Here is a 15,740-nt window from a genome sequence, read left to right as displayed (position 1 = left end):
TATGAGCGAAACGAACAACGCGGCCGGCGTGAGCAACGCGCCCGCCATCCGCATCGAGGGCCTGCGCAAGGCGTTCGGCGACAACGTGGTGCTGCGCGGCATCGACCTCGAGGTGCGCCGCGGTGAGGTGGTGGTGATCCTCGGGCCGTCCGGCTCGGGCAAGTCGACGCTGCTGCGCTGCGTGAACCTGCTGGAGACGCCCACCGACGGGAAGATCTTCTTCGAGGACACCGAGATCACCGCCAAGAAGACCGACATCAACAAGGTGCGCGCCAAAGTGGGCATGGTGTTCCAGAACTTCAACCTGTTCCCGCACCTCACGGCCAAGAAGAACGTGATGCTGGCGCAGCAGAAGGTGCTGAAGCGCTCGGCTGCCGAGGCGGAGAAGATCGCCGTGGAGCAGCTGACCCGCGTGGGCCTGGCCGACCGCATCGACTACAAGCCCTCGGAGCTCTCCGGCGGCCAGCAGCAGCGCGTGGCCATCGCCCGCGCGCTGGCAATGGACCCGCACGTCATGCTGTTCGACGAGGCCACGAGCGCGCTCGACCCGGAGCTGGTGCGTGACGTGCTGGGCGTCATGAAGTCGCTCGCGCGCGGCGGCATGACCATGATCGTGGTCACCCACGAGATGGGCTTCGCCCGCGACGTGGCCGACCGCGTCATCTTCATGGACGGCGGCTTCATCGTGGAGCAGGGCACCCCCGAAGAGGTGTTCGACCACCCGAAATCCGACCGCACGAAGGACTTCCTCGGCCACATCTCGTAACCGCCCCGCCCTTGTCACCCCGAGCGAGCGGGAGCTCCCTGGTTGTCATCCTGAGCGGAGGCGGCGTTAGCCGCCGGAGGCGAAGGATCCCCCGCGGCGCCAGCAGCACGCGTCACGGCTGTCGCCGCAGGGGGATCCTTCGACTACGCTCCCTCCGGTCGCTCCGCTCAGGATGACATTTCGCAGTTCAGCCTGGGGCAAAGACGAATGTTTCACGTGAAACATCGGCATTTCTAGCACAAATGTTTCACGTGAAACATCGCGCCGCCGCCTGCGCCGCCCGAAAATCGTCGAAAAAATGTTATCATAGGAATAACATTTCTTGACGGATGGTGATACAATGTCGCCATTGGGAATCTGTCGATGCAGAAAGTAAGGGGGTGTGCGATGGATATCTTCTCCGACCCGGTGCTGTTGGCTCGCATCCAGTTCGCTTGCACGGCTGCGTACCACTTCATCTTCGTCCCGTTGACGATCGGTCTCGGACTTATCCTTGCCATCAACGAAACACGGTACTACCGCTCGCGCGACCCGAAGGACGCGGCGGCCACCAAGTTCTGGGTGAAGATCTTCACCGCGACGTTCGTGATAGGCGTGGCCACGGGCATCACGATGGAGTTCTCCTTCGGAACGAACTGGGCCGATTACTCGCGCTTCGTCGGCGACATCTTCGGCGCGCCGCTGGCGGCCGAGGCCTTGCTGGCGTTCTTCCTCGAGTCGACGTTCTTGGGCGTCCTGCTGTTCGGCCGCAAGCGCGTCTCGCCGAAGTTCTACCTGGTGTCGGCCTGGCTCGTGTGGTTCGGCTCGGCGCTCTCCGCGCTGTGGATCCTCATCGCCAACTCGTGGATGCAGACGCCGGCCGGCGCGGAGCTCTCCGCCGACGGCTCGAAGGCCGTGATCACCGACTTCCTCGGCGCGGCGTTCAATCCCTCGCTCATGTCGCGCTACTCGCACACCATCGTGGCGCTGCTCATCATGGGCGCGTTCGTGGCGATGGCCGTGTCCGCGTGGTACCTGCTCAAGAAGAAGCACTCCGACTTCGCCATGAAGACCATGCGCATCGGCGCCGCAGTGGGCATCGTCGTGAGCTGCGTCATGCTGGTCACCGCGCACTCTTCCGCCGTCACCGTGGCCGAGGAGCAGCCCAGCAAGCTGGCCATGATGGAGGGCATGTACGACTCCGAGGTTCCGCCGCTGTACCTGTTCGGCTGGGTCGACGAGGAGACGCAGGAAGTCATCTCGCCGTTCGCCATCCCCGGCGGCACGAGCTTCTTGGCCACCGGCGCGTGGGATACTGAGTACCAGGGCCTGAACGAGCTCGCGCAGACCGAGCAGTACGGCGCGCTCGATCCCGAGACCGCCCCGGTCAACTTCGTGTTCCAGACCTACCACCTCATGGTGGCCATGTACGGCCTCATCATGCTCACCACCATCCTCGCGCTTGTGTTCTCGTTCCGCGGCGGCCGCATCAAGAACATGAAGTGGCTGCAGCGCCTCGTGCTCATCTCGCCGGTGTTCCCGCTGCTGGCCATCCAGGCCGGCTGGTTCACCGCCGAGGTCGGCCGCCAGCCGTGGGTCGTCTACCCGTCGGCCACCGCGCCCGAAGGCGTGAACCTGCTGGTGAACGAGGGCGTCTCGCAGTCCGTGAGCGCGCCCGAGCTCATGATCACGATGGTGCTGTTCCTCGTGGTGTACGCGTTCCTCATGATCGCGTGGGCGCGCACGATGGGCCGCTTCATCAAGGAGGGCCCCGTGGAGGACACGGCCCCCATCTCGGTTGACGCGGGTGCCGGCGTCGGCGCTGCGGGCCGCGTTCCCGCCCCGGCCGTGTCGGACGACCTTGCGAAGGAAGGTGAGTAACCATGGAAATCACGTTCTTCCAAGGACTCTGGTTCCTGCTGATCTTCGTGCTCATCGCCGGCTACTTCATCCTTGACGGCTTCGATCTGGGCGCGGGCGTGCTGTACCCCTTCGTCGCGAAGAACGACAAGGAGAAGGCCATCGTGCGCACGAGCATCGGGCCGGTGTGGGACGGCAACGAGGTGTGGCTGCTCACTGCGGGCGGCGCGCTGTTCGCGGCGTTCCCGGCGGCGTACGCCACCACGTTCTCCGGCTTCTACCTGGCCGTCATGCTGGTGCTGTTCGGCCTGATCGTCCGCGCGGTGTCGGTTGAGTACCGCGGGCACGACCCCAAGTGGGGCAAGGTGTGGGACGCGTGCTTCACGGTGGGCTCGCTTTTGCCGGCGCTGCTTCTGGGCGTGGCCGTGGGCAACATCTTCGCGGGCATCCCCATGACCGAGGGCGGCGACTACGCGGGCATGCCGCTGCTGGGCCTCATCACCCCGTTCACGCTGTTGTGCGGCGTGCTGGGCCTCGTGATGTTCCTGGCGCAGGGCGCCACCTGGCTCTCGCTCAAGGCTCCCAAGCCCAGCGACGTGCAGGCGCGTGCGGCCAAGCTGCGCCTTCCGCTGCAAGTCGCGGCGCTCGCGCTGTTCCTCGTGGTCACGCTGTACGCCCTCATGGGCATCCAGCCGGCCATGGATCCGATGCTCGGCATCGCGCGCTGGCTGTTCGCCATCTTATTCGTGGCGGCTGTGGCGGCGTCGATCTTCTTCGGGCTGAAGAAGGGCAACGACCTGGGCGCGTTCATCGCGCAGTCCGCGTCGTGCGCCATGCTGGTGCTGCTGCTGGCCGCGTCGATGTTCCCGAACTTCGTGGTGGCCTCGGCCGACAGCGTCGGTCCCGCCATCACTGCGATGAGCGCGGCGTCCTCCGAGCTCACGCTCATGTGGATGACCATCATCACCTGCGTGGGCCTGCCGCTCGTGCTCATCTACCATGTGATCATCTACCGCACCTTCCGCGGCCGCGTGAAGGACGAGGACCTGGCGCACTACTAGGATCCCGTGTCTGACGTCGCACCGCGAGAGGACCCGCCGGCATGCGCCCGGCGGGTCCTTTTTATGCAGGGGACAGCCGAGCGAGGCTCTGCCGGCGCGCGGCATTAAACTTGTTTTGCATCGCTGCAGGTTGTTCGCACGGACTAGGAGAAGCAAGTCGAGCGGTTCTTCATCGTCTAACCCGCCCCTTCGCCTGCCGAGCATCGCGCCGGCGCGCCGGCTGGCTGCCGCCCCCTCGCATCTGAAGCCATGTGCAGCTAGCGTTGCAGCGAGTGCTTCAAGCCAAGGGCCTTGACGCAGCGCCCTTCGATGGTGTAGTGAATGGCGAAGCGCCCGCACCAGACGGTATAGTTCGTATCGCCGTGGCGGGTTCTGTAGCTTGCAGCGCATTCGGGCATGAGGCACTGGTTTCGCAGCTTCTCTTCGACGCATGACATCAATCGCCGCGCTGCTTGGGGCATTGCGAGCACGTGCTCGACGTAGTGTGCTGCGAGGTAGAGGTCCTCTTCGAAGTCGCTGGTTAAGACAAGGGCGTACGGTTCGTCGGACGCTACCATTCCAATCGCTCCCTCACGCGTGCGAAGCCTTCGTCCGCGCTCGAACACGCGTTGAGGGGAACTGCCGCCGCCCGCTCAAGGTCGCCCATGAGCTGCTCCTCGCTTTCGGGGAAAATGCGCCCGTATCGCTCCGGAATGTACGTCAGCGACCGGGTGGTGAGGGGGAAGGGAACCGCCTGGTTCTTCACCACGGTCTTGGCGAACATGTTCATAAGCGAAGAGGCCGAAATGCCTATCTCGTCGCAGAAGCGACTGAATTCTTCCTTTGTCTGCGTGTCCATGCGCACATTCAGCGTCGTCGTCGCCATGATCATCCTTCCGCTCTGATTGCAGCCATATTGGCATCATTATAGATGCAATATGCGTCAAAATAGCTACAGATGATCAATGCTGCTGATAACGCGTGCTCCTCTCTTCGAAGCGGTACGGATTCGTCGCTTCCATGATAGCGAGCCCATCTAGCGCGTAGATGGCGTGCGTCCAGCAAATAGTCTCTTCGTTCTTGCGCGAATCCAGCGGCGAGCTTGCACAAACCTAGCGCGAACCTTGCGCATTTCTAGCGCGATTCCAACGCATTTCCAGCGCGAAACCAGCACCCCTGGTCAAAGCGCTGTGATGCGCATCGCGTTGCAAAAAAAGCGGCCCCCTCATCGCCAAGGAAGGCAACGAGGGGGCCGGGCGCTTGCGGGAGCGCGCTACGCCAGCTTCTGGCCGAGCATCTGCGCGGCGGCTGCCTTGTCGAAGTTGCCGCCGGTCTTCTGCGTGAGCGCGCCCATCACGCGGCTCATGTCCTTCTTCGAGGACGCGCCGGTCTCGGCCAGCACCTCGTCGATGAGGGCGGTCAGCTCGTTGCCGGCCACTTGCTTGGGCAGGTAGCTCTCCAGGATGGCCACCTGCGCGGTCAGCGTGTCGGTGCGCTCCTGATCGGTGCCGGCCTTGATGGAGCCGTCGAGCGTCTCCTTCGTCTGCTTGATCAGGCGCTTGAGCATGGCGTCCACGTCCGCGTCCGTGATGTCGCGGCGCTCGTTCACCTCGATGTTCTTGATCTCGCCATGCACCTGGCGCAGGATGGACAGCCTCGGCTTGTCCTTCGCCTTCATCGCGGCCTTGATCTCGTCTTTCAGCTCGTCGTATTTCATGGGGCGCCTCGCTTTCATCGGTTGCAGCCCCGAGTATACCGCAGATAGGCCCCGTTGGTTTCGCGTTCCCCAGGAGACCATCTTCGGCCGAAGATGCGCTTCGGCGGGCGCATTTTCGCTCCGAAAACACGCCTCAGCGCACGAGGCGTGTTTTCGGAGCGAAAATCGGGGTTCGGCAGCTGGCTTAGCTCGCGGTGATGGCAGGGTCTTCGATCTTCTCCCATGTGTTCCCGTACTTGTCGGTTTTCTCCCCGGTCATGTACTGGTGGAGGTCCTCGGTGTCGTCGAACAGCGTTATCGACATGCTGCCGGGCTTTCCCCATGACGTGAAGCAGCGGTACCAGCTCTGGTCGATGGGATCGTAGACGAAGCTCGCGTTCCAGCTGTTGGCGGTGCCTGTTTTTGCGAAAAGCCAGGACTCGCCGCTGCGGCTTTGGTAGAACGGCTGAACGTCGTATTCGCCGCCTTCGAAAACGAGTTTGGGGTTATTGCCGGCCTTGAGAAAGTCGTTGCGCATGTCGTCGTTGTTCTTGCCTCCTGCATAATCCGCTACGAACTGCAACCAGCCCTCAAGATAGGATTTGCTGGCGGCGATCCCCGCGTTGTCCTCCTCACCGGGGTGCTCGCTGCAGGAGATGGTGCGGGCGGACTCGTTCCAGATCCAGGTGCCGTTGTCGGGGCAGGTGTAGCCGAGCTCGTCTCGCTTGGCGTTGAGCTCGGTGAATACTTCGAGCTCGGTCTTCTCGCCGTTCATGGCGGTCGTCACCGCTTCGCCGTACATGCTGCGCCGGTTGGCGAGGCAGGTGCCCTCCTTGGCGCTCTCGAGCGAGCTCATGAACACGGGGATGGCCACGGCCACGAGCACGCTGACGATGGCCACCACGATGAGCAGCTCGGCGATGGTGAAGCCGCGTCCGGCTTGTTCGCGCGCACGGCGGATGGATATGTTGGAAAACGCGGCATGCCCGGCATCATAGCTTGAAACGTCCGCGGCCACAACGGCCATCCCCTTTGCAAAATCCTCGTTTCAGTCGTGGCGGGCTGGCCCCTCCTCTGCGGGCCTCTGCTATGATGGACGCGCACGTTACTTCCGCCTTTCGACGACGAGGACAGCTATGAGAGAACTGCCGGTGAATCAGCTCGACCCCAAGGTGAAGGCGGTGTGGCGCATCAACGACGCCATCTGGCTCACCATCGTGTTTTTGTGCGCGTTCGTGCCGTTCGCCATCGCGGCGGCGGTTGAGCCCGACAGCTGGATATTCCTCACGCTCGCGGGCATCGCCATCGCCTACGCGCTCGCGCTCGTGCTGTGGCTCGTCATCCTGCCGCCCATCCGCTTCGTGCGGTGGCGCTACGAGCTGTCCGAGGACTACCTGGATATCGCCAAGGGCATCGTGTGGCGCAAGCGCTACATCATCCCGTTCATCCGCGTGCAGAACACCGATACGCGCCAAGGCCCCATCCTGCGCGTGTTCGGCCTGGCCAGCGCCACGGTGGCAACGGCGGCCGGCGAGCACGAGATTCCCGGCCTGGCCTCCGACGTGGCCGAGCAGCTGCGCGACCGCGCCGCCGAGCTCGCCCGCCTCGCGCAGGAGGACGTGTGATGACGGAGTTCCCGCAGCCCGCCCCGCAGCCCGCCGCCCCGCAGCCGGCGGCGCCTCAGCCGGCGGCGCCACAGGCCCCTGAGCTCGAGCGCCACCACGTGCACCACAGCTACATCTGGCTCGGCAGCATCCAGGTGGCCGTCACGATGTTCGTGGTCATGCTGATCTCGATATTCTCGTCGGTGGTGGGCTCCATCGCCGAAGGCGAGCGCATGACGTCCTCGGACTATCCCATCCTGCTCATCATCGTGGTCGCCTGCGTGGTGGGCTTCCTGCTCGTCGTGGGGATCATCTTCCTCGTGCAGTGGTGGTCCTACCGCCACCTGTACTATCAGCTGGGGACCGAGGAGTTCAACCTGTACTCCGGCATCTTCAACAAGAAGCGCGTGCACGTTCCCTACCAGCGCATCCAGTCGGTCGACCAGCGTGCGACGCTGATGCAGCGCATCTTCGGCGTGTGCACGGTGAGCATCGACACGGCCGGCGGCTCCAATAACAAGGCCGTGCAGGTGCCGTACGTGAGCAAGATGCAGGCCGAGGAGCTGCGCCGCGAGCTGTTCGCCCGCAAGCAGAACGCCGCGGCGGCGCAGGCCGGCACCGCTCCGGCGGCCGCAGCCGCGTCCCAAGCCGCCGCGCCGGCGTCCGCGCATCCGCTGAACAACGTGCTGGACGCCCCGGCCGAGATCTGGGACGACGTGCGCGGCGTGTTCGGCGGCGCGGGCGTTGACACGGGTCGCGTCACCTACGAGTACGGCCTCACCAACAAGGAGCTCGTCTTCACCGGCTTATCCAACAACACGGGATTCCTCGTGGTGGTGATCGGCATCGTGGGCGGCCTGTCGCAGTTCGTCGGCCAGATGGCCCCGATCGTGGCCGGCGTGGCCGAGCCCGTGGTGGGCAACATGGTGTCCATGAGCGTGAAGCTGTTCGGCGGCAACGCCATCGCGGCGGGCGTGGCCGCGTTCATGCTGGGCGCGGTGGTGCTGTGGGCGCTGTCCGCCGTGGGCACGTGCCTCGCGTTCGGCGGCTTCCGCGCGCGCCGTCGCGACAGCCGCATCGAGGTGGAGCGCGGCCTTCTGCAGCACCAGTTCCAGGGCGTCGACATCGACCGCGTGCAGTCGGTGGTGGTGCGGCAGAGCTTCATCCGCCGCCTGCTGGGCTACTGCGAGCTATCGCTCGGCAAGATCGACGCCGTCTCCGACAACCAGGATGCCCAGCAGCAGAGCCAAACCCAGCAAGGCCTGGTCATCCACCCCTTCGTCAAGCTCAACCGCGTGCCGGAGATCCTCGCCGGCATCGTGCCCGAGTTCGCCGACGTCCCCGCGAACAACACGCCCGTCGCACCCGTGGCCCTGCGCCGCGCGCTCATCCGCCGCTGCCTCATCCAGGGGTCGGGGCTGTGGCTGGCCGTCATCGTGGCCGTAACGCAGCTCTGCTTCAACGTGTTCTCCGATCCGAGCGTGCCCGACCAGGCCTATGCCGTCGGGCTGGCGAACATGGGCGCCATCTTCGGCTACGTCCTGGCGGTCGTGCTGCTCATCTGCGACGCCGTGGGCGCCGTGCTGTGGTTCCGCGGCTCCGGCTTCGCCTACAACCGCCGCTTCATGCAGGTGAGCAACGGCGGCCTGGCGCGCGAGACCATCAGCTTCCCGCGCAAGAAGATACAGTTCGGTTACACCAAGACAAATCCTTTTCAACGGAATGCCGGAACGGCCACCATCAACGCGCGTACCGCGGCGGGGGTCGGGGGCACCACCATCAGGCTCATCGACGCCACCGAGGAGGACGCCCGCGCGTGGCTGGAGTGGCTCGAGCCCCGGGGAAATGTGATACAGTAGCATCATGAAAGAAGCGACCCTCTCAGACAGACGAAGCGCCCGATCCGCCGCAGCCGATGCGGCGGGCGAGTCTTCGCATGCCGGCGCGCATTCCGCGCCCCTGCCGGAACCCGGCTGGACCCCTTCGCAGTTCAAGCCGAACGACTACGCGGGCATGCGCGCCCTGCGCGACGAGGTGTCGCACACCTCGGCCAGCGCCACCAACAAGGAGCGCAACGTCCGCGAGTACACCCTCGGCGAGGAGATCGCCAACTCCGTCACGCACGGCATCGGCGTCCTGCTGGCCATCGCGGCCATCCCCATCCTCGTGGTGCGCGCCGTTGACGACGGAGGCGGCATCTACCTGTTCGCCGCGCTCGTGTACACGCTCACCATGCTGCTCGAGTACACGATGTCCACGCTCTACCACGCCATCGCGCAGGACCGCGCCAAGCGCATCTTCAAGATCCTCGACCACAGCTGCATCTACCTGTTCATCGCCGGTTCCTACACGCCGTTCTGCCTCATCTCGCTCGCGCCCTACGGCGGCATGTGGCTGTGCGCGTTCGTGTGGGCGCTCGCGCTGGCGGGCGTGGCGTGCGAGGCGTTCTGGGTATTCCGCCCGCGCTGGATCTCGGCCGCGCTGTACCTGCTCCTGGGCTGGTGCGTCGTGTGGTTTCTGCCCGCGCTCGTGCAGGCCATCCCCGCGCCGGGGCTGTGGCTTCTCGTGGGCGGCGGCGTGAGCTATTCCATCGGGTGCATCTTCTACGTGCTGAAGAAGATCCCCTATATGCACTCCATCTTCCATCTTTGGGTTCTCGCCGGAAGCGTCTTGCAGTTTCTGGCTATCGCTCTGTACGTTATGTAGGCGGGCGCGTGCGTGAGCGCGCGGGCATGACAGCCCCAGGAACCGCCGGGCGGCGAAGGGGCCGCGCGGCGCGAGCGAACCCGTCGGGCGTTTCGCCCGCCAACGAAGGAGATGAAGCGCGCTACTCATGGATATCTGGATAAGCATCGTCGTCACATTCGTTTTGGTCCTGGTCAACGGCTATTTCTCCATGTCGGAGATGGCGCTGGTCAACGCGAAGCACCTGCTGCTCCAGCACGAGGCCGACGAGGGGGACAAACGCGCCCAGCGCGCGCTCTCCCTGGCCAGCGACTCGGGGCAGTTCCTCGCCACCATCCAGGTGGCCATCACGCTCGTCGGGTTCTTCGCCTCGGCCGCCGCGGCTACGAACCTGTCCGAGCCGTTCGCGCAGTGGCTTTCCAGCTTCGGCGTGGGCTGGCTCTCGGTGATCGCGCCGGGCCTCGCGCCGGTGCTCATCACGCTCGTGGTGTCGTATCTGAGCATCGTGGTGGGCGAGCTGGTGCCCAAGCGCATCGCGCTGGCCGACGCCGAGCGCGTGAGCAAGTCGGTGGCGGGCCCGCTCATGGTGTTCCAGAAGATCGCGACGCCTTTGGTGGCGCTCACCTCGGCGTCGGCCAACGGGCTGTCGCGCCTGCTCAACATCAAGGATGCCGACGAGCGCCAGGCCGTGTCGGAAGAAGAGATCAAGTTCATGGTCACCGACAACGACGAGCTGCTCGACGACGAGAAGCGTATGATCCACGAGATCATCGACCTGGGCGACATGAGCGTGCACGAGATCATGCAGCCGCGCGTGGACATGATCCTCGTGGAGGACGACGAGACCGTGCGCCAGGCAATCGAGCGCATGCGCGGCACCGGCTACTCGCGCCTGCCGGTGTATCACGAGGACATCGACCGCATCGTAGGCATCGTCCACTACAAGGACCTGGTCGCGCCGCTCATGGACGGCAAAGAGGCCGACCCCGTGATGGCCTACGCCTACGAGGCGATGTTCGTGCCCGAGACGAAGGACATCTTCCCGCTTCTGGCGGAGATGCAAACGAATCGGCAACAGATGGCCATCGTCGTTGACGAGTACGGTGGCACCGATGGTTTAATTACGGTCGAGGACATCGTGGAGGAGATCGTCGGCGAGATCGTCGACGAGACGGATCGCGAGAACCCGTTCATCGTGCGGGAAGGCGACGGTGTCTGGATCGTGGACGGCAGGTTCCCCGTCGAGGACGCCGAGGAGCTCGGTTGGCCCGTGGAGGAGTCGGTGGACTACGAGACGATCGCCGGCTGGCTCTTGAGCGTGCTCGATTCGGTTCCGCAGACCGGTGACGCGCTCGTCATCGATGGGTTCGGGTTCAAGATCCAGGCCATGCGCCGCCGTCGTATCCAAACCGTGCGCGTGGAACGGCTCGCTCGCCCCGATGCCCCCGAAGGTGTCGGCGAAGCGGTTGTCCGGGAGGATGCGTGACGGGTGAAAAGCGGCTCTATCGTTCACGCGACGCCCTCGTAGGGGGCGTGTGCGCCGGCGTGGCCGATTACTTCGACGTCGACCCCGTCATCGTTCGCATCCTCGTCATCATCTTCACCGTCGCCTCGGGCGGGCTGCTGGGCATAGGCTACGTGATCCTCTGGCTCGTCCTGCCCAAAGAGCCCAAAGTGGCGGCGCCTCTCGAGGTGGAGCCGCAGTCGGTGCATTCGGACACCTACGGCACGGTGGACGCCGATGTGGCGCGCGGCCGAGCCGACCAGGGATCGTCCTACGGCGCAAGCCCGGCCGAAGCGGCCGCGTGGCGCTATGCCGGCCCGTATGCCTCCGCCGGGCACGAACCGCCCCCGCCGCCCCGGGATGCCCCAGCGGCCCGTCGCGCCTCCCTCCTACGGCTGGGCGCGCCCCGACGCGCAAACCCCGGACCCGCTCCCCACGCGCGGCGCGCAGCCGCCGGCGGAGCCATCGGGCAAGGGCGTGAAGGCGGCGCTGTGGCTCGGCTCGTTCCTGCTGTTCTTCGGCGTGGTGTCCATGGTGGCCACGTTCGTGAAGGGCGTGTCGTGGTGGCAGTATTGGCCGCTCATCTTCGTCATCCTCGGCATCGTGCGGATGGTGGTGCCGGCCGAGCCAGGGCATCGGATGCGGCATTTCGTGGACGGGCTCGTGTGCTTCTTCGCGGGCGTGTCGTTTCTGATGATGAGCCTGGGCGTGGTGGGGTGGCAGACGCTCGAGTTCATGCTGGTGAGCCTGTGGCCGCTGCTGCTCATGATGCTGGGCCTGCTCACGCTGGGCAGCGCGCTCAAGTCGCCGTGGCTCACGCTGCTGGCGGGTCTGTGCTTTGCCGCGTTCTGCATCGTCGGGCTCGTGTGGTACTCGGTGCCCGGCGCGACGGAGCAGATCGTGCTGTCGGCCCCCTTCGGCCGCGACTACTATATATACACTCATCCGTGGCTCGGGTGAGGCCGTCGCGCTCGGCGGGCGCGGGCAATCGGGTCGGCGAAAATCTGCACAATTCGTTCGTTTTTGACGCCTTTCGGCCAATGGGAACCCCATCTGCGGAAACCTGGCAACGATGATTGTCAAGCGAACAAAACGTGAAGTACGTCTCCACACTTTTTTGCCCTCGGGGGGTACTCTCAGCTAGAATACGTCAGGACACAACAGCATATCGCCCTTCCGGCAGCAACCCTTCTCACAATCCACCACGCTGTCAGCCGCCATAGCGGTCGAAGGTCGTGCGCTGTGCAACGAAAGGTAACCGACGTTTTGGCCATGAGCTGCGTACAACGGAAAACGAGCCTCGTCGCGAAAGTGATCGCGGTGGGTTGCGCGTCCTGCCTGGTGGCTGGATGCATCGGCATCGGCATCGCCTCCGCTGGCGGAGCGGCGTCCCATGACATCGACTCCTTCGGCATCGACGCCGTGAGCGCGCCGGCGAACGAGTCCGTGTCCGACCAGATGGCGACGTCCGAGGTTGCCAAGGAGTCCACCGTTCTCACGAGCACCGCTTCCCGCGACATCTCCCAGGGCATCGCCGCCATCGAGGCCGAGGAAGAGGCCGCCCGCATCGCCGCCGAAGAAGCGGCTCGCAAAGAGGAGGAGGCTCGCATCGCCGCTGCCGAGGCCGCCAAGGCCGAGCAGCAGGCGCAGGCCTCGCAGGAGGCTGCGGTGGAGGCGACCGCGTCGCTGCCCGACGTGGACTGGAGCGTGGGCCAGGAGGCGTTCATCGCCGAGTGGACCGCCCGCATCGACGCCTACCTTGCCGGTTCGCCCTTGGCGGGCCAGGGCGTGACGTTCGCCACCGCCGCGTGGAACAACGGCGTGGATCCACGCTGGTCGCCGGCCATCTCCAACACCGAGAGCTCGAAGGGCGCCGTCTGCTTCAAGGATCACAACGCCTGGGGTTGGGGCCAGTCGAGCTGGGGCAGCTGGGAAGAGGCCATCAACGCCCATGTGGCCGGCCTGGCGAGCAACTACGGCTACTCCATCACCTACGCCTTCGCGGCGAAGTACTGCCCGCCCAACACCGACCACTGGTTCAACGCCACGCTGGGCCAGATGCAGATGATCTAGAACGAAGGGGCCGCGCGGCCCCTTTCTTTTTCTGGGGATGGGGCGTGACAAAGGGACGGGGATATTGTCACATTCTCAAAAGTTCCGGAGGGTCCTATCGCTTCGAGGAATGTGACAATATCCCCGTCCCTTTGTCACGCCCCTGTCGCGGCCTGCCTGATTGCAGTATCCTATGCGGAGGCATATCGAAGGGAGAAGCGCTTATGAGCAACGTGATCGTCGTGGGCTGCGGCCGCGTCGGTTCCCAGCTGGCGAACATGCTGTCCGACAACGGCAGCAACGTCTGCGTGATCGATCGCAACCCCGACGCCTTCGCCAACCTGGGGCGCAACTTCAACGGCTCCACGGTGCAGGGCGTGGGCTTCGACGAGGAGACGCTCGTGAAGGCGGGCGTGGAGGACTGCGACGTCATGGCCGCGGTCACCCAGTTCGACAACACCAACCTCATGTGCGCGGAGGTGGGCAGCCGCCTGTTCGGCGTGCCGCACGTCATCGCGCGCCTGTACAACCCCGACCATGAGCGCGCCTACATGCAGCTGGGCATCGACTACGTATGCGGCACTTCGCTCGTGGCCGAGGACGTGTTCAGCAAGATCGTGTCCGGCCACGGCGCGCACCTCGACACGTTCGGCGAGTTCGAGGTGCTGCGGTTCTCGCTCGACCTCAGCTGGACCGACAAGCGCACCATCCGCGTTTCGGAGATCGAGCGCGACCACGACATCCGCATCATCGCGTTCGAGCGCGGCGACGGCTCGGCCAGTTCCATCCCCACGCGCGATTCCATCCTCTACAACGGGGACTCGGTGCTCGCCTGCGTGCGCCACGAGCTGATCGAATCGTTCTCGCGCTACATCCAGGATTAGGGGGCTCATATGTACATCGTGATCGCCGGCGGCGGCAAGATCGGCGAATACCTGGCGGGCGTGCTGCTGCGCAGCGACAACGACGTGGCCATCATCGAGGAGGACCTGGCCACGGCCGACCGCCTGTCGGTGGCGCTCGAGGGCCGCTACCTGGTCATCCACGGCGACGGCTGCGACTCGAAGTACCAGGAGGACGCCGGCATCCGGCGCGCCGACGTGTTCGTGGCCACCACCGGCCAGGACGACGACAACCTGGTGTCGTGCGAGATCGCGCAGCGCGTGTTCAACGTGCCGCGGTGCATCGCGCGCGTGAACAGCCCGAAGAACCTCCGCATCTTCAAAGAGGTGGGCATCGAGTGCGTGTCGTCCACCACCCTCATCGCCAACCTCATCGAGGAGGAGACGCTGCTGGGCAGCGTGAGCGTGGCCTCGTCGCTCACGCACGGCAACGTGGTGCTGGCCGAGATCGTGGTGCCGCGCATGCGCCATCACTCCAACGAGGCCGGCATCCTGGTGGCGTCCATCCCCATGCCGCCGAACAGCCTCATCGCCGCCGTGTCGCCCAAGGACGACGACAACGTGGAGGTGGCCAGCGAGAACTCCGTGCTCTACCCCGGCGACAAGGCCGTCGTGGTGGTGGACACCGAAGTGCTCGACCAGGTACGCGCCCTGTTCAAGTCGCTGTAGGGAAGGGCATCGCGCCAGCCCCCCTCTGTCATCCTGAGCGGAGGCCGAAGGCCGGAGTCGAAGGATCCCGCGCGGCGCCAGCAGTGACGCTCCCTGCTATCGCCGAACGGGATCCTTCGACTCCGCTCCCTTCGGTCGCTGCGCTCAGGATGACAAGATGCGCATAATCCGGCGACCGCGTCCTCCTGCACGCGAATCGAGGCGCACAATCAGGGAATGAGGCCGTTTCGGCGTCAAGGCCGACCTCCGGAGGGGCCTTCGACCGCCGGTTATGCGTTAGAAGGGGAGTCGGAACGGATGTTTCACGTGAAACATTCAGTCTTTTCGGGCGGCGGCGATTTCGGCGAGGGCTTCGGGCGGGGTGTGGGCGCAGGTGCCGTCGCCGAGCGCGATCACCTGCACCGGGTCGCCGGGCTTCACCGCACCGCCCTCGAGCGCCACGAAGAACACGCCCTCGCGGGGGAAGATGCAGTCGCCGGCCAGGTGATAGATGGCGCACTTCGTGTGGCATACCTTGCCGATCTGGGAGAGTTCCAGCAGCGCCTCGCCGACGTGCACCTGCGTGCCCAGCGGCAGCGCCAGAAGGTCGATGCCCTCGGTGGTGATGTTCTCCGCGAAGTCGCCCTCGGCCACGTCCAGCCCCATGGCCCGCGCCTTCTCGATGGACTCCCAGGCCAGAAGCGACACCTGGCGGTGCCAGTCGCCGGCGTGCGCGTCGCCTGCCACGCCACGGCCCGCCTCGATGGTGACGCCGTCCGGGGACGGCGCCTTACGCCCGCCCTTGCGCTTCGACACGTTCACCGATCGCACGCGCCCTGCCAGGTGCTTCTCCATAGTGCCGCTCCTCTTTCGTAAAGCCTACTATTTGAATAGGAAATATGATACTCGATCGAGAATAGCGAAGTCAAGCGAAGGCCGGCCCTCGGCGCTTTCCGTGAAAATGCACCAGGGGGGCGGCGTATGCGGTAAGCTAGCGTCATCAG

At 65.1% G+C, this 15,740-nt stretch carries 16 protein-coding genes and 1 pseudogene; 12 read left to right on the top strand and 5 right to left on the bottom strand.

Annotated elements, in window-relative coordinates:
• Position 1 precedes the first annotated feature (1 nt).
• The 3 genes from FX134_RS08625 to cydB all read left to right on the top strand — a co-directional run bounded on the left by FX134_RS08625 (position 2) and on the right by cydB (position 3,666).
• Positions 2 to 766 (top strand): amino acid ABC transporter ATP-binding protein, encoded by a 765-nt coding sequence (locus tag FX134_RS08625; RefSeq protein WP_080800490.1) that lies wholly within the window; start codon positions 2 to 4, stop codon positions 764 to 766.
• Between the two features lie 387 nt (positions 767 to 1,153).
• Entirely contained in the window at positions 1,154 to 2,626 is a 1,473-nt protein-coding gene (locus FX134_RS08620) for a cytochrome ubiquinol oxidase subunit I (protein ID WP_080800487.1), read from the top strand.
• Between the two features lie 2 nt (positions 2,627 to 2,628).
• Positions 2,629 to 3,666 carry a cytochrome d ubiquinol oxidase subunit II gene (gene cydB / locus FX134_RS08615; protein ID WP_080800485.1) on the top strand — a complete coding sequence of 346 codons (1,038 nt, stop codon included), beginning with the start codon at positions 2,629 to 2,631 and terminating at the stop codon, positions 3,664 to 3,666.
• Positions 3,667 to 3,923: 257 nt separating this feature from the next.
• Here cydB and FX134_RS08610 read toward each other — a convergent pair whose 3' ends face one another.
• The 4 genes from FX134_RS08610 to FX134_RS14575 all read right to left on the bottom strand — a co-directional run bounded on the left by FX134_RS08610 (position 3,924) and on the right by FX134_RS14575 (position 6,359).
• Positions 3,924 to 4,223 (bottom strand): hypothetical protein, encoded by a 300-nt coding sequence (locus tag FX134_RS08610; protein WP_080800482.1) that lies wholly within the window; start codon positions 4,221 to 4,223, stop codon positions 3,924 to 3,926.
• Positions 4,217 to 4,531 (bottom strand): type II toxin-antitoxin system RelB/DinJ family antitoxin, encoded by a 315-nt coding sequence (locus FX134_RS08605; protein ID WP_172623435.1) that lies wholly within the window; start codon positions 4,529 to 4,531, stop codon positions 4,217 to 4,219. The genes FX134_RS08610 and FX134_RS08605 overlap by 7 nt, the downstream gene beginning before the upstream one ends.
• 387 nt (positions 4,532 to 4,918) lie before the next feature.
• The gene (locus tag FX134_RS08600) at positions 4,919 to 5,362 is read right to left on the bottom strand and encodes a GatB/YqeY domain-containing protein (RefSeq protein WP_080800475.1); all 444 of its coding nucleotides are present in this window, start codon (positions 5,360 to 5,362) and stop codon (positions 4,919 to 4,921) included.
• A gap of 184 nt (positions 5,363 to 5,546) precedes the next feature.
• The gene (locus tag FX134_RS14575; protein ID WP_232050883.1) at positions 5,547 to 6,359 is read right to left on the bottom strand and encodes a prepilin-type N-terminal cleavage/methylation domain-containing protein; all 813 of its coding nucleotides are present in this window, start codon (positions 6,357 to 6,359) and stop codon (positions 5,547 to 5,549) included.
• 118 nt (positions 6,360 to 6,477) lie between these two features.
• On the opposite strand from FX134_RS14575, the gene FX134_RS08590 reads away from it, so the two are divergent.
• The 9 genes and pseudogenes from FX134_RS08590 to FX134_RS08555 all read left to right on the top strand — a co-directional run bounded on the left by FX134_RS08590 (position 6,478) and on the right by FX134_RS08555 (position 14,757).
• A complete protein-coding gene (locus tag FX134_RS08590; RefSeq protein ID WP_080800469.1) occupies positions 6,478 to 6,966 on the top strand; it encodes a PH domain-containing protein in 489 nt (162 codons plus the stop codon).
• On the top strand, positions 6,966 to 8,804 hold the full coding sequence (locus tag FX134_RS08585) for a PH domain-containing protein (protein WP_080800467.1): 1,839 nt from the start codon (positions 6,966 to 6,968) through the stop codon (positions 8,802 to 8,804). The genes FX134_RS08590 and FX134_RS08585 overlap by 1 nt, the downstream gene beginning before the upstream one ends.
• Before the next feature lie 154 nt (positions 8,805 to 8,958).
• On the top strand, positions 8,959 to 9,651 hold the full coding sequence (trhA, locus tag FX134_RS08580; protein ID WP_080800464.1) for a PAQR family membrane homeostasis protein TrhA: 693 nt from the start codon (positions 8,959 to 8,961) through the stop codon (positions 9,649 to 9,651).
• A gap of 127 nt (positions 9,652 to 9,778) precedes the next feature.
• Positions 9,779 to 11,116: a hemolysin family protein gene (locus tag FX134_RS08575; RefSeq protein ID WP_080800460.1), complete on the top strand. Its 1,338-nt coding sequence runs from the start codon at positions 9,779 to 9,781 to the stop codon at positions 11,114 to 11,116.
• A pseudogene (locus tag FX134_RS15010) lies at positions 11,113 to 11,238 on the top strand (PspC domain-containing protein); the annotation flags it as partial. The gene FX134_RS08575 and the pseudogene FX134_RS15010, both read left to right, overlap by 4 nt.
• Before the next feature lie 256 nt (positions 11,239 to 11,494).
• Positions 11,495 to 12,094 (top strand): hypothetical protein, encoded by a 600-nt coding sequence (locus FX134_RS14790; protein ID WP_232050882.1) that lies wholly within the window; start codon positions 11,495 to 11,497, stop codon positions 12,092 to 12,094.
• Between the two features lie 360 nt (positions 12,095 to 12,454).
• Entirely contained in the window at positions 12,455 to 13,207 is a 753-nt protein-coding gene (locus FX134_RS08565; protein ID WP_232050881.1) for a CMP-2-keto-3-deoxyoctulosonic acid synthetase, read from the top strand.
• Positions 13,208 to 13,410: 203 nt separating this feature from the next.
• Entirely contained in the window at positions 13,411 to 14,070 is a 660-nt protein-coding gene (locus tag FX134_RS08560; RefSeq protein ID WP_080800455.1) for a potassium channel family protein, read from the top strand.
• 9 nt (positions 14,071 to 14,079) lie between these two features.
• A complete protein-coding gene (locus FX134_RS08555) occupies positions 14,080 to 14,757 on the top strand; it encodes a potassium channel family protein (RefSeq protein ID WP_080800452.1) in 678 nt (225 codons plus the stop codon).
• Between the two features lie 315 nt (positions 14,758 to 15,072).
• Here the strand turns inward: FX134_RS08555 and FX134_RS08550 are convergent, their stop codons facing one another.
• Complete coding sequence (locus FX134_RS08550; RefSeq protein ID WP_080800449.1) at positions 15,073 to 15,591, bottom strand: MOSC domain-containing protein; 519 nt, start codon at positions 15,589 to 15,591, stop codon at positions 15,073 to 15,075.
• Positions 15,592 to 15,740: the final 149 nt, after the last annotated feature.

Source organism: Arabiibacter massiliensis (assembly GCF_902386925.1).
GTDB lineage: Bacteria > Actinomycetota > Coriobacteriia > Coriobacteriales > Eggerthellaceae > Arabiibacter > Arabiibacter massiliensis.
Note: the sequence above shows the minus strand (reverse complement) of the source record. Positions and strands in the feature narration are given on the sequence as shown.

Excerpts from the sequence above, each read along its gene's own strand:
- FX134_RS08625 (WP_080800490.1), top strand. The coding sequence starts at position 2 with ATGAGCGAAACGAACAACGCGGCCGGCGTGAGCAACGCGCCCGCCATC.
- FX134_RS08620 (WP_080800487.1), top strand. The coding sequence starts at position 1,154 with ATGGATATCTTCTCCGACCCGGTGCTGTTGGCTCGCATCCAGTTCGCT.
- cydB (WP_080800485.1), top strand. The coding sequence starts at position 2,629 with ATGGAAATCACGTTCTTCCAAGGACTCTGGTTCCTGCTGATCTTCGTG.
- FX134_RS08610 (WP_080800482.1), bottom strand. The coding sequence starts at position 4,223 with ATGGTAGCGTCCGACGAACCGTACGCCCTTGTCTTAACCAGCGACTTC.
- FX134_RS08605 (WP_172623435.1), bottom strand. The coding sequence starts at position 4,531 with ATGGCGACGACGACGCTGAATGTGCGCATGGACACGCAGACAAAGGAA.
- FX134_RS08600 (WP_080800475.1), bottom strand. The coding sequence starts at position 5,362 with ATGAAATACGACGAGCTGAAAGACGAGATCAAGGCCGCGATGAAGGCG.
- FX134_RS08590 (WP_080800469.1), top strand. The coding sequence starts at position 6,478 with ATGAGAGAACTGCCGGTGAATCAGCTCGACCCCAAGGTGAAGGCGGTG.
- FX134_RS08585 (WP_080800467.1), top strand. The coding sequence starts at position 6,966 with ATGACGGAGTTCCCGCAGCCCGCCCCGCAGCCCGCCGCCCCGCAGCCG.
- trhA (WP_080800464.1), top strand. The coding sequence starts at position 8,959 with ATGCGCGCCCTGCGCGACGAGGTGTCGCACACCTCGGCCAGCGCCACC.
- FX134_RS08575 (WP_080800460.1), top strand. The coding sequence starts at position 9,779 with ATGGATATCTGGATAAGCATCGTCGTCACATTCGTTTTGGTCCTGGTC.
- FX134_RS14790 (WP_232050882.1), top strand. The coding sequence starts at position 11,495 with ATGCCCCAGCGGCCCGTCGCGCCTCCCTCCTACGGCTGGGCGCGCCCC.
- FX134_RS08560 (WP_080800455.1), top strand. The coding sequence starts at position 13,411 with ATGAGCAACGTGATCGTCGTGGGCTGCGGCCGCGTCGGTTCCCAGCTG.
- FX134_RS08555 (WP_080800452.1), top strand. The coding sequence starts at position 14,080 with ATGTACATCGTGATCGCCGGCGGCGGCAAGATCGGCGAATACCTGGCG.
- FX134_RS08550 (WP_080800449.1), bottom strand. The coding sequence starts at position 15,591 with ATGGAGAAGCACCTGGCAGGGCGCGTGCGATCGGTGAACGTGTCGAAG.